General features: G+C 62.0%; 20 protein-coding genes. 3 read left to right on the top strand and 17 right to left on the bottom strand.

Annotated elements, in window-relative coordinates; translation table 11 throughout:
- Positions 1-18: 18 nt before the first annotated feature.
- The 3 genes from QTL94_RS08640 to QTL94_RS08630 form a co-directional block, all read right to left on the bottom strand.
- The gene (locus tag QTL94_RS08640) at positions 19-312 is read right to left on the bottom strand and encodes a type II toxin-antitoxin system RelE/ParE family toxin (RefSeq protein WP_065692703.1); all 294 of its coding nucleotides are present in this window, start codon (positions 310-312) and stop codon (positions 19-21) included.
- A complete protein-coding gene (locus tag QTL94_RS08635) occupies positions 312-560 on the bottom strand; it encodes a type II toxin-antitoxin system ParD family antitoxin (RefSeq protein WP_065692704.1) in 249 nt (82 codons plus the stop codon). The genes QTL94_RS08640 and QTL94_RS08635 overlap by 1 nt, the downstream gene beginning before the upstream one ends.
- 124 nt (positions 561-684) lie before the next feature.
- On the bottom strand, positions 685-1,689 hold the full coding sequence (locus QTL94_RS08630; RefSeq protein WP_065692705.1) for a LacI family DNA-binding transcriptional regulator: 1,005 nt from the start codon (positions 1,687-1,689) through the stop codon (positions 685-687).
- A 226-nt stretch (positions 1,690-1,915) separates the two neighbouring features.
- Between QTL94_RS08630 and QTL94_RS08625 the strand changes: the two genes are divergently transcribed.
- Both QTL94_RS08625 and QTL94_RS08620 read left to right on the top strand, forming a co-directional pair.
- A complete protein-coding gene (locus tag QTL94_RS08625) occupies positions 1,916-2,716 on the top strand; it encodes an inositol monophosphatase family protein (RefSeq protein WP_289801244.1) in 801 nt (266 codons plus the stop codon).
- A gap of 438 nt (positions 2,717-3,154) precedes the next feature.
- Entirely contained in the window at positions 3,155-3,682 is a 528-nt protein-coding gene (locus QTL94_RS08620) for a hypothetical protein (protein ID WP_065692707.1), read from the top strand.
- 19 nt (positions 3,683-3,701) lie between these two features.
- Here the strand turns inward: QTL94_RS08620 and QTL94_RS08615 are convergent, their stop codons facing one another.
- From QTL94_RS08615 to QTL94_RS08600, 4 genes are all read right to left on the bottom strand, one after another.
- On the bottom strand, positions 3,702-4,619 hold the full coding sequence (locus QTL94_RS08615; RefSeq protein WP_065692708.1) for a LysR substrate-binding domain-containing protein: 918 nt from the start codon (positions 4,617-4,619) through the stop codon (positions 3,702-3,704).
- A 7-nt stretch (positions 4,620-4,626) separates the two neighbouring features.
- Positions 4,627-6,207 carry an alkyl hydroperoxide reductase subunit F gene (ahpF, locus tag QTL94_RS08610; RefSeq protein ID WP_065692709.1) on the bottom strand — a complete coding sequence of 527 codons (1,581 nt, stop codon included), beginning with the start codon at positions 6,205-6,207 and terminating at the stop codon, positions 4,627-4,629.
- A gap of 102 nt (positions 6,208-6,309) precedes the next feature.
- Complete coding sequence (gene ahpC / locus QTL94_RS08605; protein WP_065692710.1) at positions 6,310-6,873, bottom strand: alkyl hydroperoxide reductase subunit C; 564 nt, start codon at positions 6,871-6,873, stop codon at positions 6,310-6,312.
- A gap of 202 nt (positions 6,874-7,075) precedes the next feature.
- Positions 7,076-7,780 carry an SDR family oxidoreductase gene (locus QTL94_RS08600; protein ID WP_065692711.1) on the bottom strand — a complete coding sequence of 235 codons (705 nt, stop codon included), beginning with the start codon at positions 7,778-7,780 and terminating at the stop codon, positions 7,076-7,078.
- 124 nt (positions 7,781-7,904) lie between these two features.
- Here QTL94_RS08600 and gcvA point away from each other — a divergent pair, with 124 nt between their 5' ends.
- Complete coding sequence (gene gcvA / locus QTL94_RS08595) at positions 7,905-8,846, top strand: transcriptional regulator GcvA (protein WP_065692712.1); 942 nt, start codon at positions 7,905-7,907, stop codon at positions 8,844-8,846.
- Here the strand turns inward: gcvA and QTL94_RS08590 are convergent.
- The 10 genes from QTL94_RS08590 to QTL94_RS08545 form a co-directional block, all read right to left on the bottom strand.
- A complete protein-coding gene (locus QTL94_RS08590) occupies positions 8,810-10,324 on the bottom strand; it encodes an aldehyde dehydrogenase family protein (protein WP_065692713.1) in 1,515 nt (504 codons plus the stop codon). The two genes, gcvA and QTL94_RS08590, sit on opposite strands and share 37 nt — an antisense overlap.
- Positions 10,321-10,839 (bottom strand): (2Fe-2S)-binding protein, encoded by a 519-nt coding sequence (locus QTL94_RS08585; protein ID WP_244499528.1) that lies wholly within the window; start codon positions 10,837-10,839, stop codon positions 10,321-10,323. The genes QTL94_RS08590 and QTL94_RS08585 overlap by 4 nt, the downstream gene beginning before the upstream one ends.
- On the bottom strand, positions 10,836-13,982 hold the full coding sequence (locus tag QTL94_RS08580; RefSeq protein ID WP_065692714.1) for a molybdopterin cofactor-binding domain-containing protein: 3,147 nt from the start codon (positions 13,980-13,982) through the stop codon (positions 10,836-10,838). Before QTL94_RS08580 ends, QTL94_RS08585 begins: the two co-directional genes overlap by 4 nt.
- 2 nt (positions 13,983-13,984) lie before the next feature.
- Positions 13,985-14,854: an aromatic ring-hydroxylating oxygenase subunit alpha gene (locus QTL94_RS08575; RefSeq protein WP_065692715.1), complete on the bottom strand. Its 870-nt coding sequence runs from the start codon at positions 14,852-14,854 to the stop codon at positions 13,985-13,987.
- A gap of 10 nt (positions 14,855-14,864) precedes the next feature.
- Positions 14,865-16,247 carry an amidohydrolase family protein gene (locus QTL94_RS08570; RefSeq protein ID WP_289801243.1) on the bottom strand — a complete coding sequence of 461 codons (1,383 nt, stop codon included), beginning with the start codon at positions 16,245-16,247 and terminating at the stop codon, positions 14,865-14,867.
- A gap of 44 nt (positions 16,248-16,291) precedes the next feature.
- The gene (locus QTL94_RS08565) at positions 16,292-17,854 is read right to left on the bottom strand and encodes a GMC family oxidoreductase (protein ID WP_289801242.1); all 1,563 of its coding nucleotides are present in this window, start codon (positions 17,852-17,854) and stop codon (positions 16,292-16,294) included.
- A 31-nt stretch (positions 17,855-17,885) separates the two neighbouring features.
- Positions 17,886-18,494, bottom strand: coding sequence for a thiamine pyrophosphate-dependent enzyme (locus tag QTL94_RS08560; RefSeq protein ID WP_065692717.1), 609 nt, complete (start codon positions 18,492-18,494; stop codon positions 17,886-17,888).
- Positions 18,491-18,991 carry a thiamine pyrophosphate-binding protein gene (locus tag QTL94_RS08555; RefSeq protein ID WP_065692718.1) on the bottom strand — a complete coding sequence of 167 codons (501 nt, stop codon included), beginning with the start codon at positions 18,989-18,991 and terminating at the stop codon, positions 18,491-18,493. Before QTL94_RS08555 ends, QTL94_RS08560 begins: the two co-directional genes overlap by 4 nt.
- A gap of 93 nt (positions 18,992-19,084) precedes the next feature.
- Entirely contained in the window at positions 19,085-20,014 is a 930-nt protein-coding gene (locus QTL94_RS08550; protein WP_065692719.1) for a LysR family transcriptional regulator, read from the bottom strand.
- Entirely contained in the window at positions 20,014-21,816 is a 1,803-nt protein-coding gene (locus tag QTL94_RS08545; RefSeq protein WP_289801241.1) for an adenine deaminase, read from the bottom strand. Before QTL94_RS08545 ends, QTL94_RS08550 begins: the two co-directional genes overlap by 1 nt.
- Between the last annotated feature and the right edge of the window lie 6 nt (positions 21,817-21,822).

The raw sequence follows: 21,822 nt of genomic DNA, 5'->3' as shown, positions 1-21,822 counted from the left end.
TCGTTCAATCAAAGGAGGCTAGGTGAGCCCGCCGTCCCATTCCTCATGCGCATGCCTTACCCTGATTATGAAAATGGTTCCCGCATCTTCTATCCGGTAGACAACAAGATGTGCTTTGAACGGATGGATCCTGACCGGCGGCGAAATCTCCTCCCGTTCGCGCGCCATTCGCGGATTTGCGGCGATCAGATCGAGTATCGCGAACAGTTCGTCATGATAACGCCTGGCCTGTGCAGGTCCGAACAAGAGCAATCCTTGCTCGGTAATTGCGATGATGTCCTCTTCCGCTTCGACAGATAGGGTGAACAGCATCAGCTGCGCGTCATTTCCGCACGCGCAACCGCTGCGGCGAACAGCTCTTCTTTCGACCTGCCGCCAATACCGCTTTTGAGGCCGTCATCGACGAAGCGTTGCATGGCGGCGACCTTGTCGCTACGCGCCTGATCCCTGCGGATAAGGTCCCGCACATAGTCGCTCGCGTTTGAATAGCGCCCGGTCTTTGCTTGCGCCTCGACCCACTCTTTCATCGGGTCCGGTAGAGATACGTTCATCGTGGCCATTCGTGCCTCCATAGGTGCTTAGCGTAACGGAGTTTGGCAAAGTTTGTCAAATTCAAGGGTCGAGTCTATGCAAGAGCGGTCGAGGGTGGGCCACAGCGATCCCCGCCGTGAAGGGAGTTTTCGGTCAGCCGCCCCGGATCGAGCTTCGCCAGACCAGCTCTGCTTTCAGCTTGATGGAATGGTCTCCGGCGTCCTCTTGAGGTTGGCCCAGCCATTCGACGGTATGGGCTGCAATCTGCGAGACCGGTTGTGCAAAGGTTGTCAAATTATAGGAAGACCATGAGGCCTGTTCGATGTCGTCGAAGCCTGCGATACATAGTTGCTCCGGGATCGAGAGGCCGAACTGGTGGCGCGCGGCGTCCATGAAGCCGCAGGCCAGAAGATCGGTGGCGCAGAAGACCGCGTCCGGCCGATCGCTGCGCGTCAGCATGCGTTGCGCCAGCACCTTGCCAGCTTCATATCCTGTCCAGCCATAACGCTCGACGATGACATTCATGCCAAGCTCGGCGGCCATGGCAAGAAAGCCCCGCTCCCGTCCCATCAGGCTCGGCGTTCCCGCCTCGGAATTGGCAAAGGCGAGTTTCCGGCAGCCGGCCCGGACAAAGGCCGTCGCGATCCTGCCGCCTGACTCGTCATCATCGAGGTTTATCTTCAGCGGCCCCAGCTGATCGTCATCGCGATTGATCAGGACGAGCCGTTGGCCGTTGCGAAGACATAGCTGGGTGATCGATTTGTCGGGATGGCCGGAAAGAATGACCGATGCGTCGGCCCTGTATCGGATCGCCTGCTGCAACGCCCGGTCGACGCTGCCATCCGAACGGTCGGTATTGATCAGCATTGCGATCTTGCCGGCATTCTGAAGCTGCTGCGTCAGTTCGCGCAGCAGAGCCGACCTGTAAGGCGTCGCGACATCCGAGATGATGAGGCAGACGATGCCGCTCTCGTTGCGCATCAGTCCGCGGGCGAGATGGTTGACGTGGTAGCCCAGCTCTTCGGCCGCCTCGAGCACCCGTTTGCGTGTACTGGCGGACACGCTTGCACCCGGCGTGAACGTTCGCGATACCGCCGATCGTGAGACGCCGGCCCTTTCGGCAACTTCCTGTGCGCTGACGAACACTTTGGACGACATGATCGTTCTCCCGTTGCACGACATCTGAACGATTCTGCACGTGTGTGCAATGACCGACGTGGGCGGTCGCCGCATGTAGGTTTGAAGAGGTTGACATACGGCGCGCCGCTGGGCAGGTTTGCACGCGTTTGCAATGCCGACAGGCGGCAGCCGGTGGAGCAGCTTAAGCTCGCGATCGCCAACTGTCGAAAGCATGCCAATTTTCTATCATAGAGGAAGCATCGAAATGACGACCCATGTGGTTCCAGGGCTTGAAGCCCGCTTTGCGCTGGCCAGCGCTGTCGCCCGGGAAGCCGGCGCAATCGCGCTCGACTACTTCAAGCGCCGCGAAACGCTTGTCGTCGAGACCAAGAGGGATCCGCAGGATGTGGTGTCGATCGCCGACCGTGAGGTCGAGACGATGATTCGGGCACGATTGCACGAGGCCTATCCGACTGATGGCATCCTAGGCGAGGAATACGGTCTGGAACGCGGGACCTCAGGGTTTACCTGGGTCATCGATCCGATCGACGGGACGAGCCCGTTCGTCAACGGCATGCCGAACTGGTGCATCTCGATCGGGTTGCTGCATAATTCCACGCCTGTTGTGGGTGTGATTTTCGCGCCATGCCATGACGAACTCTACGCCGGCGCTTTCGAAATGGGAGCAACCTTGAACGGCAAGAACCTTGTGCTCGACCCGGCGCGCACCATCGTCAACGCCGTGACCGGCATTGGTGCGAACTCGCATGTCACGCCGGCTGTGGTCGCCAAGATCGTCGAGGATCTGTTGAGTGCGGGAGGCAACTTCATCCGCAATGGCTCCGGCGCCCTTATGCTCGCCTATGTGGCGGCTGGTCGGCTGGTCGGCTACTACGAGCCCTACATGCATGCTTGGGATTGCATCGCCGGTTATTGCCTCGTCAAGGAAGCCGGCGGTTGGTTCCATCCGTTTCCGACCGAGGGTGAAAGGCTGACCAAGGGTTCGCCCGTCGTTGCCGCGTCACCGGGCGCGATTGACGATCTGCGCAGGATTGCCGGCGTCTGATCCGGGACTTGGGAGGCTGTAAAGCCTCCTGCCTTGGCTTGGGTAAGGGCCCCCAAAACGAAAAAGCCTGCCGCGGGAGGAGGTGCGGCAGGCTTTCCGAAAATAACCGAATAGCAGCTGGGAGGAGGAGTGCTGCTATTCCCGCAGGCGCCCTTGGGAGGAGGATAGGCCGCCTGCAAACACGAAGCTCTGCGGGAGGAGGTGCATCGCTTCGATGACTATGAACATACAACATACTCGCTCAAATGATAGGCATAAATATGCAGGGCAGCCATGCGTTATGCGCTTAGCGCGTAGCTGAGTGCTTTGACGCCCGCTTTTTCGCTTCGGAACGGCATGCAAGCGGCCAGCGGCGCAGTGCGAACGCCTTTCCGGGCGACACTTTGGAAAGCGGCGATTTTCTGCTAGGACGCGGCCAACAATGAAAAGGACGTGTCCATGACCGCGGCATTCTACCGAGATTACGTCGTCGATCTGAAGGCCAGGATCGATGCACTCCACGCAGACCCCGAAGCATTTCAGACCTATGATCTGACGATGGAGATTCTCGCCCGCAAGAGCCTGGTCAGCTATTCCTGGAAGCGGCAGAAGGGGCAAACGGATAGCCTCTTCTACCGTCGCGACACGGCAACCGGTCAGGCTGCACAGATGCAACAGCAGACGGCCTATGCTGTTTTTGCAGGCTTCTTCGGATTGGGGCAATTCCTGGCGGCCACCGGGCGCACGGCAGGTCTGGCAGAGGAGCAGTTCGCCGAGGCGCTCACGGTGGGCTGGGAATACCCGACATGCGCGGTGCACTTCGCCTATCGCAAAAGAGGCCAGCCCAAGGCTGCGTCGATGAAGATGCTGTTCATCGGGCTTAACGGCGATGCCGATGCGGCAACCTATGAACAGGCGCTCGCTCTCGACGATCTTCTGGTGACCGCGCGACCTTTTTCCTCGCCGGTCTTATGGGAATGGAAATGACCTGCGGCATCGCCGGCCGCTAGACGCCGATCCGCCCTGACGTATCGGCAAGCAGTTGTTGCGAGACGTCTCGCAAAAGAGCCGCGATCTCCTTGAGGAAATGGCCCATCGCAGAGCCGCTGCGCCAGCACAATCCGATCCGGCGGCTGGGCGCTGATCCGTCGAAGCGCAGCAGGTGGATGTTGCCGGAAATCGGATGTTGCGTCGCAAGCTCCGGCAGCAAGGTGATCCCCACATCGGCACCGACCATCTGACGAAGGGTCTCGAGGCTTGTCGCCCGGAATGACGCACGCTCGCTGGCGCCTGACAGGCGGCATACCTCAAGCGCCTGATCGCGGAGGCAGTGGCCTTCTTCGAGCAGCATGAGATCGTAACCGCTGATTTCACCGAGCCGGATCGACTGGCGCTCCGCCAGCGCATGGCTGGGCGGCACGGCGAGCAGGAACTGTTCCTCAAACAGCGTCTCGGTCTTCAGGTGATCGCCATTAACGGGAAGTGCAAGGATTGCGGCATCCAGGTTGCCGCTGCGCAAGCGTGCAAGCAGGCCATCGCTCTTTTCCTCGATCAGCAGAGTTTCGAGGTCCGGATATCGTTCGCGTATCCGCGGCACCGCGTGCGGTAGGAGATAAGGACCCAGCGTCGGGAAAATGCCGAGGCGCAGCGTGCCGGCCTCGGGATTGCGGCTGCGCAGCGCTGCGGCCTTCATTTCCTGCACCTCGGCCATGATGCGGCGCGCACGTTCAACCGCCTCCTGGCCAAACGTTGTCAGCATGACTGAACGCGGCGTCCGCTCGATCAGTGGCGCGCCGAGATGTTCTTCAAGCTTCCTGATCTGCATTGACAGCGTGGGCTGGGTGACGAGACACACCTCGGCGGCCCGCCCGAAATGCCGGTGGTCCGCCAGGGCGATCAGGTATTCCAGTTCACGCAGTGTCATGCGGCGATCAAGCCGCCTTCACCGCTTGTGCGTCAGGCATGGAATTGCGGATCAGGTGATCGAATGCAGCAAGCGAGGCCTTTGCGCCCTCGCCCACTGCGATGACGATCTGCTTGTAGGGGACGGTCGTGCAGTCGCCTGCAGCAAAAACGCCGGGAACCGAGGTCTGCCCGTGATGATCGACGACGATTTCGCCACGTGGGGAAAGCTCGACCGCGCCCTTCAGCCATTCCGTGTTCGGCAGCAGGCCGATCTGCACGAAGATGCCGTCAAGCGAAAGCGTATGGCGCTGCCCGGCGACGCGGTTCTCGTAGACGAGACCTATCACCTTTTGCCCGTCTCCCAGAACTTCCGTCGTCTTCGCCGACAACAGGACATCGACGTTCGGCAAGCTCAGAAGCTTGCGTTGCAAGACGCCGTCGGCACGCAGCTTGTTGTCGAATTCGATCAGCGTGACATGGCTAACGATGTTTGCGAGATCGATTGCAGCTTCGACGCCGGAATTGCCGCCGCCGATCACGGCCACGCGCTTGCCCTTGAACAGCGGGCCATCGCAATGCGGGCAATAGGCAACGCCTTTGTTGCGGTACTGGTCTTCGCCCGGAACGCCCATCTGACGCCAGCGGGCGCCTGTCGACAGAATGACCGTCTTGGAGCGCAGCGTGGCGCCGTTTGCGAGCTCAACGGCAATCTCGCCTTTTCCAGGAATGAGCTTTTCGGCGCGCTGCAAGTTCATGACGTCGACGTCATATTCCTTGACGTGTTCTTCCAGGGCGGCGGCGAAGTGCGGCCCCTCTGTATGGCGCACCGAGATGAAGTTCTCGATTGCCATGGTATCGAGGACCTGCCCGCCGAAACGCTCGGCGGCAACGCCAGTGCGGATGCCCTTGCGCGCGGCGTAGATGGCTGCGGCTGCGCCGGCCGGTCCGCCGCCGATCACCAGCACATCGTAGGCCTCACGCTTGTTCAGCCGCTCTGCGGCGCGGGCGGTGGAATTGGTGTCGAGCTTGGCGACGATCTCTTCGATTTCCATGCGACCCTGCGCAAAGATCTCGCCGTTGAGGTAGACGGTCGGGACCGACATGACCTGGCGGCGTTCGACCTCGGACGGAAAGACACCGCCATCGATGGCCACGTGACGGATGCGAGGATTGAGGACCGCCATCAGATTGAGGGCCTGCACGACATCAGGGCAATTCTGGCAGGAAAGGGAGAAATAGGTCTCGAAGGTCAAGTCGCTGTCGAGGTCCTTGATCTGGTCGATGATCGCCTGTTCGGTCCGTGGCGGATGGCCACCCACCTGAAGAAGGGCTAGGACCAGCGAGGTGAACTCGTGGCCCATCGGAATGCCGGCGAAACGCAGGTGGATATCGTGGCCGGGGCTGTTCAATGCGAAGGAGGGTGCGCGCTCGCCGTCGTTGCGCCGCTCGACCACGGAAATCTTGTCACAAAGCTCGACGATCTCGCGAAGCAGCCCCGACATTTCCTGCGACTTCGCGCTGTCATCCACCGAGGCGGTGATCTCAATCGGGCGTACGACCCGCTCCAGATAACTCTTGAGCTGGGACTTGAGGTTTTCGTCGAGCATCGGGCACTCCGCTAAAATGAAATGTCAGTCACCGCATCCGGCGCTGTCGCAATGGCAACGACCGCCCTCTCTGTGGAGAGGGCGGCTTTTTCAAATGAGGTGTCAGATCTTGCCGACGAGGTGCAGCGATGGTGCGAGCGTCTTTTCGCCCTCTTCCCACTTGGCGGGGCAAACTTCGCCCGGATGCGCGCGAACATACTGGGCGGCCTTGATCCGACGCAGCAGGTCGACGGCGTTACGGCCGATGCCTTCAGCGGTGACTTCCATCGCCTGGATGACGCCATCCGGATCGACGATGAAGGTGCCGCGATCCGCAAGGCCTTCGGCTTCGCGCATGACTTCGAAGTTGCGGGTGATCGTGCCGGTCGGGTCGCCGATCATCGTGTACTGGATCTTGCCGATGGTCTCGGAGCTGTCGTGCCAGGCCTTGTGGGTGAAGTGGGTGTCGGTCGAGACCGAGTAGACTTCCACGCCAAGGCGCTGGAGTTCGGCATAATGGTCAGCGACATCGCCGAGCTCGGTCGGGCAAACGAACGTGAAATCGGCGGGATAGAAGAAGAAAACTGCCCATTTTCCCTTGGTGTCGGCGTCGGTGACTTCAACGAACTTGCCCTGCTTGAAGGCCTGCGCCTTGAAGGGCTTGATGGAGGTATTGATAAGGGACATGGGGACTCCTGTGAAAATGCTGCGAAGCGAGATAACGCTTTCGCGCCGCAACATAAATAGGCGTCCCCCATAAATGAAATAGATAAACTATTATTTTTCGATAGATTTTCTCGATCGGCGATCGTGGCGCTATCACACGCGCGAACGGCTGCTTCCGTCCCTCGCCGAGAGACGGAAGCAGCCGTTTTTCGTTCGTGATTTTCTAGACGGAACGGCCAAGGCCGCCGTCGACGCGGATGTTCTGGCCGGTGATATAGCCGGCCCCGTCCGAAGCCAGGAAGGCGATCGTCGCGGCAATCTCTTCGCTCTTGCCGTAGCGCTTCATCGGGACGGCTTCGCGGCGGTCCTCCGTGGCCGGCAAGCTGTCGATCCAACCCGGGAGGACATTGTTCATGCGGATATTATCGGCGGCGAAGGTGTCGGCAAAGATCTTCGTATAGGAAGCGAGACCGGCGCGGAACACGGCCGATGTCGGGAACATGGCAGATGGCTCGAAGGCCCAGGCGGTGGAGATGTTGACGATAACCCCTGATTTCTGCGCCTGCATGATCGGCGTCACCAGTCTTGTCGGGCGGATGACGTTCATCAGGTAGACATCGAGGCCCTTGTGCCAATCCTCGTCGGTGATCTCGAGGATGGGTGCGCGCGGACCGTGGCCGGCGCTGTTGACCAGAACGTCGATGCGCCCCCATTTTTCCATCGCAACGTCGAGCAGGCGTTGAAGGTCGGCGTTCGACTGGTTGGAGCCGGTGACCCCAAGCCCGTTCAGTTCACCGGCAAGCGCCTCGCCCTTTCCGGATGAGGACAAGATCGCGACCTTGAAGCCATCTGCTGCCAAGCGGCGCGCCGCGTCGGCTCCCATGCCGCTGCCGCCGGCCGTTACCAGTGCTACTTTTTCTACTGCCATGATCGTTGCCTTTCGCTGTGACGTGCGCGACGCCTGGTCTCGCCTTTGTGATCGCTATGCTAGCATCGTCCCGTGGGCTATTCGAGCCAATTTGATTGCCACGTGACAGTAGAAAATCTATCGAATGGCAGAGCCGCTTCATCGCCTCCCCTCCCTCAATGGCCTGCGCGCCTTTGAAGTTGCCGCGCGCCATCTCAATTTCAGGATTGCAGCCGAAGAGCTTGGTGTCACGCAGGGTGCCGTTGCCCAGCAGGTTCGCGGGCTGGAAGCGGAGCTTGGCATCAGGCTGTTCGACCGCTTGCCGCGCACCCTGGCGCTCACGGAGGCCGGCCGCGCCTATGCGATCCACATACGTCGCGCCTTCGATCTGGTTGCCGAGGCGACGGCGACGATCCGTCCCGAACCGCTTCACCTCACCATCAGCGTGACGCCGAGCTTTGCCTCCAAATGGTTGATTCCGCGTTTGCCGGATTTCCTGGCGGCTCATCCCGAGTTGGACATGCGGATTCTTGCCAGCGAAAGGATCTCGAATTTCCAGTCTGACGCGGTCGATATCGCCGTGCGCCTCGGGCACCCGCCATTCGGCGCCGGTCTGGTCGCTGACCTCCTGTTTGAGCAGGAACTCGTTGCCGTGTGTAGCCCGGCTCTGCTTGCGGGCCGCCAAGCTCTGACGTCGGCCGACCTCGCACGCTTTGTCCTGCTCCACGATACGCATAATCAGTGGCCGGAGTTCGTTGAAAAGCTCGACGGCGGCGCGCCTGCGGCCGCATCGAAGAGCGTTCGGTTCAACCACACCTCTCATGCGATCGAGGCGGCCATCGCGGGTCAGGGAATGGCGCTGGCAAGCAGTATATTCGTTCGCGAGGACATCGCCGCCGGGCGACTTGTGCAGGCGTTTTCCGAAACGATGCGCGCGACCTCGGATTTCTACGTGGTGTCTCCTCGCCGGCCGCAGCATGCCCAGCCTGTTGCCAACGTGCGGGACTGGCTTCTGCGTCATGCTTCAATTGGCGTCGATGGATCCGAAGCTCAGATGACCGCGCAGACAGTCTTGAGCTCGAGGTAGTTCTCCAACCCGGGAGCGCCGTTCTCGTAGCCCCAGCCCGATTGCTTGTGTCCGCCCTTGGGGAGTTCCGGCGAGAAGTAGGAGTGGCAGTTGATCCAGACCGTGCCGGAACGGACGCGGGCGGACAGCCGATGCGCGGCGCTGAGATCGGCGGTCCAGACACTGGCGGCAAGTCCATAGGGCGAATCGTTGGCGTAGCTGATCGCCTCATCGACATCATCGAACGGCGTGACCGCGACCACCGGTCCGAAGATTTCCTCCTGCATCATCCGCATGTCCTGGCGCACGCCTGTTACGACAGTCGGTCGATAGAAGGTCTGTTCTTCGCCCACCTGCGCGCCGCCGGCGATAATCTCCACTCCCTCGGTCGTCGCTTCGCTGATGAAGCCCGCAACACGATCGGCCTGCTTGCGGTTGACCAGCGGCCCCAGATCGGTCTGCGGATCGAGACCGTGCCCAAGCCTCAGCTTGTCGGCCTCCCGAGCAAGTCCTTCCACAAGGCGCTCGTAGACAGCGCGATGCGCATAGACCCTTGAGCCGGCCACACAGACCTGACCGGCATTGGCAAAGATGCCTCGCGCTATGCCGGGTATGGCAAGGTTCATGTCCGCATCTGGCATGACGATCGCCGGAGATTTACCACCGAGCTCAAGCGTCAGCTTCTTGAGGTTGCCCCGCGCTGCGCCGACGATGAGCTTGCCGACCTCGGTCGAGCCGGTGAAGGCCACCTTGTCGACGTCGGGATGACCTGTGAGAGCCGCGCCGGCCGTTTCGCCAAGGCCGGTAACGATGTTGACAACGCCGGCCGGCAATCCGGCCTCTATCATCAGTTCGCCGAGCCTCAGAGCCGTCAGCGATGTCTCCTCGGCGGGCTTGAGAACGACCGTGCAACCAGCCGCCAGTGCCGGCGCAAGCTTCATTGCCGCCATCAGCATCGGCGAATTCCACGGCGTGATCGCCGCGACCACGCCGATCGGTTCCCGCGTCGTATAGGCGAATATCTTCTTGCCGGCAGGTTGGTACCCGATCGACGTCGGGATGGTCGTGCCTAGGATCTTGCTGGCAAATCCGGCGAAGTAGCGGAACTGCTCGGCCGACGCCGGGATTTCGCCGAAGCGACCGGTTTTCAGAGACTTGCCCTGATCAAGCGTTTCCAGTTCGGCAAGCTCGTCCACATGTGCATCGATGAGATCCGCGATCCGCCACAGCAATTTGCCGCGGGCCGATGGGGTAAGCCCGCGCCAGGCATCGCTCTCGAAAGCGCGCCGGGCAGCGGCAACCGCGGCATCAACATCCGCCTCGTTTGCTGCTGCCAGCTTCGCCAGCAGGCGGCCATTGGCGGGGTCGTATGTCGGAAAGGTCTGGCCAGACGACGCGTCGACCCATGTGCCGTCGATCAGAAGCGTCTTGCGCTGTTTGGACAGGAAGGCGCGAGCACCTTGGCTCGACGGTTCAAGGGAGGGGATAGACAAGGTCATGATTGATAATCTCCGGTGCCTTCGACCGATCGGGCGGCACGAAGTCTCTCTGCGGCGTTGAGCGCGCCGCGTATGATGGAATGATAGCCGGTGCAGCGACAGATGTTGCCTTCCAGTGCCGTCAAGATCTCCGGCTCTGCCGCCAGCGGGTTTGCCATGAAGAGTGCGGTCAGCGCCATCACGAAACCGGGCGCGCAGTAGCCGCATTGAAAGGCATTTTCTTCGGCCAGCGCGGCCATGACGATGGCGGCGGTCTCGAGGTTATGCAGCCCTTCGGGGCTGGTAATCTCGGCTCCTTGCAACTGCCAGGCCATGACTAGGCAGCCGTTGACGGCTCGCCCGTTCATCAACAGGGTGCAGGCACCGCAACGCCCTATGCCGCAGCCGATCTTGCTGGCCGTCAGCCCCATTTCCTCACGCAGGATATCCGAAAGCCGCATGTCGGGCGCAACGTTGATGACGCGGTCGTGTCCGTTAAGCCGGAACGACACCGGCGCGGTGAGCATCATGTTCATTTGCGCTCCCTCATGGCGTCGAGGACCGCTTCGGGCGAGAACGGTATCGTCTGGGGCCGAAAACCGATGGCGTCGGCAACCGCATTGGCGATCGCCGGGGTGATGGCCCCGATGCCCAATTCACCGGCGCCGCGCGGTCCCAGCTCGTCCCCTTCGTCGAGATCCTCAAGCGCAAAGACCGACATGTTTGCCGCGGTGTCGCGTATTCCCGGCAGCATGTAGGTATCGAGATTTGTCGTGAGGTAGCGGCCGTTGTCCATGATCGCATTCTCCGTCAGGGTGAATCCCAGGCCCTGGACCGCTCCGCCTTCCATCTGCCCGAGATAGGCCGCGACATCGATGATCGGACCGGCTGCCGTGTGCTGGTGGATATCGAGCACGCGGACCGCGCCGGTGATGCGGTTGACGGCGACACGGGCGAGACAAGCCCCGAAGGCGAAGATGTATCGCGCGTTCCCGGCGGTGTAGTCCGTTTTCGGAAAATCGAAGGCCACCGTGGCTTCGGGCAAGTCGCTTGGCGCAAGCGACCGTGCAAGATCCCGGTAGCTCAACAGCAGGTCGCCACTGTTGCTGCCGACGTCTATGAAACCGCCAGGTCCCAGCCTCAGGCTTTCGGCCGGGCGCCCAAGGAGGCCGGATGCGGCGGCCAGCAGGTCGGGGACGAAGCGCTTTGCAGCTGTCTTCGCAACCTGCCAGACGACGTAGCCGCCACGCGATGCCGTGGTCGAACCGGAATCGGGGGCGAGCTTGGTGTCGCCGATCAACGGTTCCACGTCATCCCGGTGGCAGCCAAGCTCGGTGGCGACCGCAGCCTTGATCGAGGTCAGCAACCCCTGCCCCATTTCGTCGAGTCCATAGGCTGCTTCGATTGTGCCTCTCTCGGTCAATCTCAAGCGTCCGCCCGCCGGGTCTGGTACGACCGAGCCGAGACCATTCCCCTGATAGTTCAGCGCCATCCCGACACCTGAGATTTCGTCGGGATCGTCATGGTCGATCGCCGCGCTCCAGAGCGGGCTTCCCGCCGCGGCACTGAGCATCTCGGCCAGACGTTCGGAAGGTGCGACCACCTGCCCAAGATAACCAGGCGTTCCGGCTTGCCGAAGATTTCGGCGGCGGATTTCAAGCGGAGTGAGACCGCAGCGTTCGGCGAGCAGATCCATCTGGCACTCGATGGCATAGGTCATCTGGTTGGCGCCGAAGCCACGAAAGGCCCCGCACAAGCCGTTGTTGGTGTATGCCAGCCGGCCACGGGTCGTGACATTCTCCACGACGTAGGGGCCGGCGGAATGTTCGAGTGCCGTTTCGAGCACGCCGGGTCCAAGCGAGGCGTAGGCACCCGCGTCGGCAAGCACGTCCACCTCCTGCGCGACGAGCCGACCGTTGGCATCGCATCCGGTCCGCATTCTAATCGTCATTGGATGACGCCGGATGCCGGCGACGACGGATTCGGCACGGGAAAGCTGGATGCGCACGGTACGGCCCGACTTCATCGCCAGAAGCGCGAGCGCCGGCTGGACCGTCAGCTCGTCCTTGCCGCCGAAAGCGCCCCCGGTCGGGCTCGTGACCACGCGGATCCTGTCTTCCGGCATTGCCAGGATGCGCGACAACTGCAGCCGGTCGCGGGCGCCATGCTGGCCGCCGGCGAAAACGGCAAGGGTTCCATCCGGCTCGAGCTGCGCATAGCCCCCTTCGGTCTCCATGAAGCCGTGCATCTGGCGCGACGTCACATAGGTGCGCTCGATGATGTGAGTGGCTTTTTCGAAGCCGGTTGCGACATCACCGCGGGAGAAATCCAGGATAGTCTGCAGATTGCCGCCGGCATGCACTGTCGGCGCGTCTTCGGCCAGGGCTGCCTCCGGGTCGGCCACGGTGGGAAGCGGTTCGTATTCGACCTTGATCAACGCCAGAGCCGCCTCGGCGGTTTGGGCATCAAGGGCCGCGACGGCGGCAACGATATCGCCAGCATGGCGCACCTTGTCGAAGCAAAAGGCGGGTTGATCCTGCACGACGATACCGAAGGCGTTTTCGCCGGGGATATCGCGATGGGTTACCACGGCGATGACGCCGTCGAGCGCCTCGGCGGCGCTGGTATCGATCGAGATGATGCGGGCGTGTGGGAGGCCTGCACGGAGGATGCGTCCGACCAGCATGTCGGGGGAGCGCTTATCCGTCAGGTATGGCATCTGGCCCGAAATCTTTGGCGCGACATCGGGGCGCCGATGCCAGCGATGCGGCTGGTCGGGACGGCTGAGGCGGATCTCGCCTGCAATGCGCGTGCCTTCGGCTACCGTGTTTGATGGCGGGCGCTTTTGCGCGGCCGGTCGCAGCCCCCGGGTCAAAGCGTTGGCCGCAACCAAGCGCCGATAGCGCGCAGATCGAAACGCATCGCCGGGTGCGGAAACCTCTTCGAGTAGATTTGCGTTGAGCCTATCCCAGTCGATGTCGCTCCAGGATGTGCCTATGACCAGTGTCTCGGCCCGATGCAAGCGTGCCGGTGGCACGATACCGCCACCGACAGCAAAGCGCGCTGTGCGCACGTGGTCTCCATCGAGTTCGATCAGGCCGGCAACGCCGATCATGCTTGGCGTGAACGCTGCCCGCAAGCCTGTCTTGCGTTGGGTCCAGCGACACCCCCTCGCCATCGACGAGAGGTAAATGGCTTCCACAACCTCATCCTGACGGACCGGAAGCGACAACCAATGCAGCAGGCTTTCGTGCGCCCTGCCACTGGGCCTTGAGACCTCGAGAAATGCATCGAGTGCAAGCAGGGCCGGCAAAAGGCATCCTGCTCTGCCCGCGATATTACCGCCGACGGTCCCGAGATTGCGGACGCTGGGTGCGGCGACCGTTCGTGCTGCCGCCGCCAGCATCGGCAGGTCGGCGTTGATCATGGCATCGGAGCAAAGCGTCGACAGGGGTGTCAGCGCTCCGATGCGGATGGTGCCGCCGCATGTCGAGACGCCCGTGAGACCGGTGATGTCGCCGAGGCTGATCATCGTCGGTGGTTTCGGCAACCCTTTCGCCCATTCCAGCTGCAGGGCGGTTCCCCCGGCAACGAAACGGGCACCCTCGTGTTCCAGCATCATTTGCAGCGATTGCCGCAAGGATGTCGGACGAAGCACCGAGAGTTGGCCCGCTGTCATGCTCAGGGCGCTCCCGCCGTCGTGCCGAAGCGCACGCCCTTTTCTTTAAGCCAGCGCCTGTAGGCGACGGAGGAGCTGTCCGCGCGTGTCGGAATTTCCTGCCGCGGCTCGAGCGGCAGAAGTAGCGGGCGCTGGTTTTCGACGATGATGCGATCCTGAAGGAAGATGACCTGCTCGAAATTGAGCAAAGCCGTCTGCGTCGAGCTGCTGTCGACGAGATACATCACCGGCTGTGCGCGGCAGAGGTCTTCTTCGATCGGGTGGATGAAGAGCGCGATTGCATCGAGCCGGTCGGGTGCAGTCGGACATACCCGATAGAGCATGACGACGAAGGGCGTGGGCACGCGATACGTAAGCTGCACGAAAGCGCCCTCGCTTTCGGTTGCGGCAATGCGTGGCTGGAAGAACGTGCAGTTCGTCGCCCAGACCTCATCGACGTCGCGGCGGATCTCGCTGAGATAGCCAGGAACCTCGGTATGCGGTTCGGATCCGAGGATATCCGTGTGGACGAATGGAAAATGCGCCATGTCGAGAAAGTTCTCGACGACCCTCAGTCCGGAGGCGCGCATCTTCACCCAGCCACACGGCACGAAACGCCGGTCGCTCTCGAAAGCTTCAGCGATGTCAAAGACCTCTTTGTTGGGTTGCCCGAGCGTCGTCCATACACAACCATATTTCTCGCGGACCGGAAGTGCTGGACCGGAAGGCCAGCCGGCATCGATCTCGCGAATGACCACTTCGCCGTTTTCTCGGCGGAAAAGTTCGATGTCCTGTCCCAGCAGGCGTGTGCGGATCGGCTTGGTAGTCAGCTCCGTCGAGGTTTCGACGGCGTACCATTCGTTCAGTGCCGCGCGGTCGGTCGTCTTCGCCATGGTTGCCTCCTCAGCTCACCTTGGTCCATTGCGCGGTGCCGTCGCGGTTCTCTGCCAGCCATGCGGCGCGGCGGGCAAAGTGCGGCGGTGCAATGCGGTGGATCTCGGCGATGATCTCCTTGAGGTCGCCGGTCTTCAGCTGACCGTCTTCGACAAGGACCTTGCCATCGACCATGGTGAGGCTGACGTCGCCGCCACGCACGGCATGGACGAGATTGTGTTGCAGGTTGAAGTATGGTCCCTCGCCGAAAAGCGGCGTCATGCGCGGGGTGTCGGTGCGTACCGCGATCAGATCGGCTCGCTTGCCCGGCTCGAGCGAGCCGATCTCGTGGTCGAGGCCGACCGCCCTGGCGCCGGTTATGGTCGCCATGCGCAGCACGTCCCAGCTGTCCATGGCGGCGGCATCGAGGTCTTTCAGCTTGCCGAGCAGGGAAGCAACCTTCATCTCCTCGAACATGTCGAAGTTGTTGTTTTCCTTCTCGCCATCCGTGCCGATACCAACAGGAACGCCGGCGGCTAGCATCTCTCCCACGAGGGCGATGCCGCTGGCGAGTTTCATGTTACTGACGGGGTTGTGGGCGATCGACACGTTGTATTTCGAGATGAATTCGACTTCGGCGGAATTCAGCCAGACGCCATGAGCGATCATTGTGCGCGGTGCCTCGAAGAAGCCGAGCTCCGCCAGCGCGTACATCGGCCGCTTGCCGTAGCGCTTGTCGAATTCGGCCAGTTCGATCTCTGCTTCGCTGCAGTGGGTATGGAAACCGGTGTTATGGGTCTTGGCGAGCTGGATTGCGCGCTGCTGGCCCGCCTCGTCGGCGTAGAATAGGTGCTCCAATCCCACCCAGACATTCACGCGGCCATTTGCCTTGCGGTGCCATGCCTCGATCATCGCCTCGTTCATGTCGAGCGTATCGAAGTAGTTATATTCCGGATGTTCGCCGACGTAAGGAACGGCCACAAGGCGGTTGCCGATTGCGCTGGCGGCGTTGGCACTGCCCTCCATGAACCGCCACATGTCGACGATCGTCGTCGTGCCGGCGAGAACGGATTCGGCGTAGCAGAGCCAAGACGCGGCCTCGGCTTCATGCGGCTGAAGTGCCCGATGCATCGGGTTGATATGCAGCGTCAGCCAATCCCATACCGGCAGGTGTTCCGCCGTGCCCCGTAGAAAGCCGGAATGCGCATGAGCATTGACCAGTCCTGGCATGATTACGGAGTTTGCGATTTTCCGGACGGGGACGTCGGGATTGGCCGCGACAAGCTCGCCAAGTGGGGCAACTGCTTCGATGACGCTGCCATCGATCAGGACGGCGCCATCAGACACGACGCGGTTTTCAGCGTCCATCGTCAAAAGGTAGTCGCCGGCGACAATCTGCTTATCCGTGGTCATGCCATCATCCAGTTCGTTTCGGGTTCATGCAGTGCATGCAAGTTTCAGGCCTCATCGAGAACGAAGTCGGCGGCGCGTTCGCCGATCATCGTCACCGGCGCATGGGTATGGCAGGTCGGGATGATCGGGATGACGGAGGCATCGGCGATGCTCAGCCCATCGATGCCGCGCACCCGCAGCCTGCTGTCGACGACGGCGGCCTCGCTGCTGCCCATCGCGCAGGTGCCGCTGACATGGAAAAAGGTCGAGCAGGCGTTCCTGATGTAGTCGATGATCTCTGCCCTCGAGAGCCGCCGCGACGGCGCCGCGTAGCCGCCGAACCAATCGGCATAGGTCCGCGTTGCGGCGAGCTCCATCATGGTTTCGACAGCGGTTACCAGCGCATCGAGGTCACCGGGTTCTGCGAGATAGTTTGGCTGGATCTCGACCGCGCCGCTGGGTTCAGCGGACAGCAACCGCATGTAGCCGACGCTCTTCGAGTGCATGAGGCCGCAGCCGATCGAGAACACATCGCCCGAGAGGTCGTAGAGTTCGCGAATGCGCGGTTCGGCGCTGTTGCCCTGGACTGGAAAGGCATGCAGGTCCGGCTGCGCCAGCGCCGCAGACGATTTCCAGTTGATGACGGTGCCGCCGCCATTGTCGCGCACCGGGCCGAGCGGCTGCCTGGCACGAAACACGCAGGCCTGGACCAGCGGGTGATCCTGGAGGTTCTGGCCGACGCCGGGAAGAGCAGCACGGACAACGACGCCGAGCCGCTTCAGCTCCGCGGGATCGCCGATGCCTGACATCATAAGGAGCCGCGGGGTGTCGATCGCGCCAAGCGCCAGGATGACGTGGGTGGTCGCCCTCACCTCCCGCACCTCTCCCGCCTGGAGGTATTTGACCGACACGCATCGGCCATTCTCGACCCCGAGACCGATCGCCAGCGCATCGGTCAGGACCGTCAGTCTTTCGTTGTCGAAGATCGGCCAGAGGTAGCCTCTTGCTGAGCTCCAGCGTTCGCCCGCCGCCATGTTGAGGTTGGCAAGCGCTGCCCCTTCGTTGGACCGGCCGTTGGGGTCGTCTATGACGGGTATGCCGAGCTCTGCTGAGCCACCGAGCATGGCTTCCGCGACGGGATGCGGCGCCTTGCTGCGCTCGATGCGGAGAGGGCCGCCGGCGCCGCGCAGGTCGGACGCTCCGCCTTCCCAGTCCTCGGCACGCTTGAAATAGGGAAGGACGTCCTTGAACGACCAGCCTTGCGCGCCCGCGGCTTCCCATCCGTCATAGTCGCGCGCATGTCCGCGATACCACATCATTGCGTTGATGCTGCTCGAACCGCCAAGCACCTTGCCGCGCGGGATGCCTATGGTCCGGTCATTGACGCGCGGGTTCGGTGCATAGTCGTATCCCCAGTCATAGCTGCTGCGCCCGAGCGGCACCCAGGAGGCCGGATTGTCGATCTCGGCAATGCCGATGCCGGGGCCGCCTGCTTCGATCAGCAGGACGGTGGCATCGCTGCCGTCGATCAGTCGACGCGCAACCGCGCAACCGCCCGAGCCGGCGCCGACGACGATATAGTCGTAGGCTGCGGCAATGGGCTTTGTCGGGATGCTTGGAGCAGGCATTGGATGCGGCATTCCTTATCTTCGCTGGGTCTCAGTTGTGTTCGCTGGGGCCCATGATGACGATGCCTTCGGTCGCCTCGACATGGCGCACGAAGATGTACTTGTCCTCGCGACCGTCGCTGTGCTTGCGCTTGATATCCGGCTGGACCGTGCCAGCGACCTTGGCGACGACGACATAGGGAACGTCGGCCTTGAGACCCGCTTCGCAATGCGCCTCGAATTCGTCTAGCGTTCGAGCGGTATGGGCCTGTTCGACCCCTGCCCCGCGCGCGATGGCGGCGATGTCGACGCGGCCGAAGGCCGTGTGGGTCGGTGGGCCGCCGATCGACTGGTAACACTCGTTGTCCCATACGACGACGAAGAGGTTCTTCGGCTGCTCGTTGCCGAGCGTCGCCAGAATGCCGAGATTAAACATCATGCCGCCATCGGTATCGAGAGAGATGATGCGGCGATGCGGTAGACCGGCTGCCAGGCCAAAGGCCTGCGGCGTGACGCAGCCGAGCTGCTGCTGGAACAGGCTTGCCTCGCGCATGTGCGGTGCGGCGTTGTACCATTCGTCGACGCTGGCGCCGAGCGAGAGAATGACCAGTTCGTCTTTGAGCCGGGCCGAAAGGACCGTCATGCAATCGAAGCGCTTCATCGAACGATCTCCCCGCCCAGAGCCACGGCCGAATGGTAATAGGCGGCGTAGGACCATTCATACGCGTCAGCGATCGCGCGCTCGATGCGTTCTTCCTCTCGCACCACCTGATAGGGAATGCGCAGCGCGTTGAGCACTGGCTCCATGGTGATGCCGTGAGGAATGGCCCACCAGTTGTTCTCACCCATCTCGCCGCGATAGCTCATCAGCATGACGACGGGGATGCCAGCGCCAAGACCCATGCGCGCGAGCGGTTCGACAGAAGCGCGAAGCCCGGAGTTTTCCATGATCAGCGCGGCGCGCTTTCCGGACAGGAATACGCCGCCGCAGATGGCTGCGCCCTCACCCTCATTGGTGACGCGGATGGTGCGAATATCCGGGTCGGCGTCGAGCGCCGGGTACAATTCCTTGAACAGGGAATCGGGAAGGTAACAAACGATGCTCACGCCGGCCTTCTTCAGGCCCCGGATGACGGCATCAACTGCAGATTTTTTCATTGTGCGTCCTCATTTCCGGGGGAAGGTCGCAGACTGAAGATGTTCCGAATAGTCTGTATTTTTTGATCGAAGTGATGCGTTAAACGCAACAACTCATGCTGCCTGTTCGCCCGAGCGCTCGATCGCCTGCGAAAGCAACTTGCCGAGAGCTGAGGCGGCGTCCGACATCTCCTTTTCCGATCGGGAGAGCAGCATCAGCTTGCGGGGGCTGAGCTTGGGATCGCGCAACGGTATGAACGTCAGCGTGCCGTCGGCAATCTCCTGCTCGATGCCGACGCGTGTCTGCAGCACCGTGCCGAGATCGCGCTTGGCCAGATCCACCATCAGACCGATCGAGTTCGTACGGCTGCGTTGCGTGAGATCGACCAGCGAGCGGCTGAAGGCCTCCTCGATCCAGGCGCCAAGTGTCAGGCTGGAGTCCGACAAAATGACCCGTTCACCGGCGAGGTCGAACAGTCGCAGTTCCTTCTTTTCGGCAAAGCGGCTGTTGGGCAAGGCGAGAACGCCGAGCGGCAACGACACTGTTGCAATCCGTCGAACATTGCGTGGTACCTTGATGTCGAACACTACGGCGAGATCGCACTCGCCTTCCGCCACGGCATTGACGGCTTGCTGCGAGCCCATAACGCGGACATTGACGGTAATGCCTGGGTGGCGCTGCCAGAATTCCTGAAGCGCATCCGGCATCACGCCGCGCGACACGCTTTCGATCACGGCGACGGATACCGTGCCGCGATGCAAGCCATGCAGATCGGTGATTTCGCTGCAGGCACGATTGAGCTCCGAGAGGCTGAGGCGCGCGCGATACAGCATCAGCTCGCCGGCGCTGGTCAGCTTGAGGCGTTGACGTACGCGCTCGAACAGTGACGTGCCGAGTTCGTCCTCCAGCTGCCGCAGGATGCGGCTGACGGAGGACGGTGCGACGTTGAGTGCCTGGGCCGCCTGGCGGATCGAGCCAAGCCTTGCAACCAGCTGGAAGTAGTGGATGCGGGTGGCAACGAGGCCCAGGCGGTATGGGTCCATCAGATCGTCTCGAACAGCGGTTGGATTTCCATCTCAGGCACCAGCACCAGACCCTTGTCGGTGATGCGGATCTCGGGGATGACCGACAGCGGAATAAGGTTGAAGCCCATGTAGGCGATGGTGCATTCCGCCTTTTCCCACTCGACCTTGAGTGCCTTCACCTCTTCGGCAACCTCATGCACACGTTTGTCGGAAAGCAGACCGGCAATTGGCAAGGGCACCATCGCCGTGACCTTACCGTCCATCACGACGCAGACGCCGCCCTGCTTTTCCTCGATGGCGTCGAGGGCAACCTGCATATCGGCCTCGTTGGTGCCTGCTACGATGATGTTGTGGCTGTCATGTCCGACAGAAGAGGCGACCGCGCCCTTCTTGAGCCCGAAGCTGTGCAGAAGCCCGTGAGCGACATTGCCCGGGGATTTGCCGTGGCGCTCGACGACGGTGACAAAGCAGAGGCCGTGGCGGTCGAAATGCGTCTGCCAGTTATTGGCCGGCTCCAGCGTGATCTTCGAATGGCCAAGCGTAATGCCGGGCAGCTCCGTCTTGATCGTATGGGCGATCACCGTTTCGGTCGGCAGGTCGGGGGTCAGCTTCAGGTTCTTCGGAAGCTTGACGGTGTGATAGGCCGCATCGGGGTAGCGATAGGGCTTGGACAGCGTCTCTTCGAGAATGGGGGTGACCTTGCGATCTTCAACGACGAGTTCGCCGCCGTACCAAGTGTTCACAGGTTTCAGATCGTCGGTGAGCAGCACGAGGTCGGCACGACGACCGCCGCCGAGGCCGCCGATTTCGTTTTCCATGCCGAAGCGTGTTGCACCATGCAGCGAGCCCATCGCCCAGGCCTGCTCCGGCGTCATGCCGGCCTTGACCGCTTCGCGCGTCACCCAGTCGAGACCAAAGAGCAGCAGGTCGTCGGCATCGCGGTCATCCGTGCAGACCGCAATCCGCTTGTGCGAGGCACCGAGCTCGGTGATCGTCTTGATCGCGTGCGGCAGGCTGTGCCATGGCGTTGTCGGCGGGCCGCCGCGCAGGAAAAGCCAGATGCCGGCTTCCAGCAGATCGTCGGCAATCTCGCGGTCGATCGCTTCATGCGTGTCCGTCACGCCGGCGGCGGCATAGGCCGAAACGAATTCGCGGCCGTAAACATGGCCGGAGACCGGTCGTCCGCGCTGCAGCGCCGCGGCAAGGATTGCGTGGCTTCGCTCGTCGCCCATGGCGACCTGTACGAAATCCATCTTCTCGCCGAGCGCCACGGCTTCGGGCCACTTGTCGAAGAGGGCGGCAATCTTGGCCGGCGTCAGATCGCCACCGGCGGTCTCCAACTGCGGAGAGGTCGCCGGAACGGTGCTGGGAACGGTGAGGAAGATTGACAGAGGCGCATGACGCGCATCCTCCAGCATCGCCTCGACGCCCGCTACATCCATGACGTTGCCGATTTCGTGGCTGTCGCAGAAGATCGTCGTCGTGCCGTTGAGAAGCGCCGCCTCGGCATAGGCGCAGGCGGTCACCATGCTGGATTCGATGTGGATGTGCGGATCAACCAGACCCGGCGCGATGATGCCGCCACGCGCGTCATAAAGCCTGGCCGTCCCGCCGCGATAGGCGCCCGAAGGCTTCACCGCCGCGATACGGCCATTCGAGACCCAGATTTCCTTGTCGCCGAGGATACGTTCGGAATAGGTCGAGAGCACGCGGGCTCCCTGGATGACCAGGTCCGGATCGGTTCGCCCGAAAGCGACGTCGGCAAGTGTCCGCGTCAGCGTCGAGAGCGGCTTCACGGAAAAACGGGTCAAAGTGCTCATGAAAAC

This window comes from Rhizobium sp. S96, from assembly GCF_030382195.1.
GTDB lineage: Bacteria > Pseudomonadota > Alphaproteobacteria > Rhizobiales > Rhizobiaceae > Rhizobium.
Note: the sequence above shows the minus strand (reverse complement) of the source record. Positions and strands in the feature narration are given on the sequence as shown.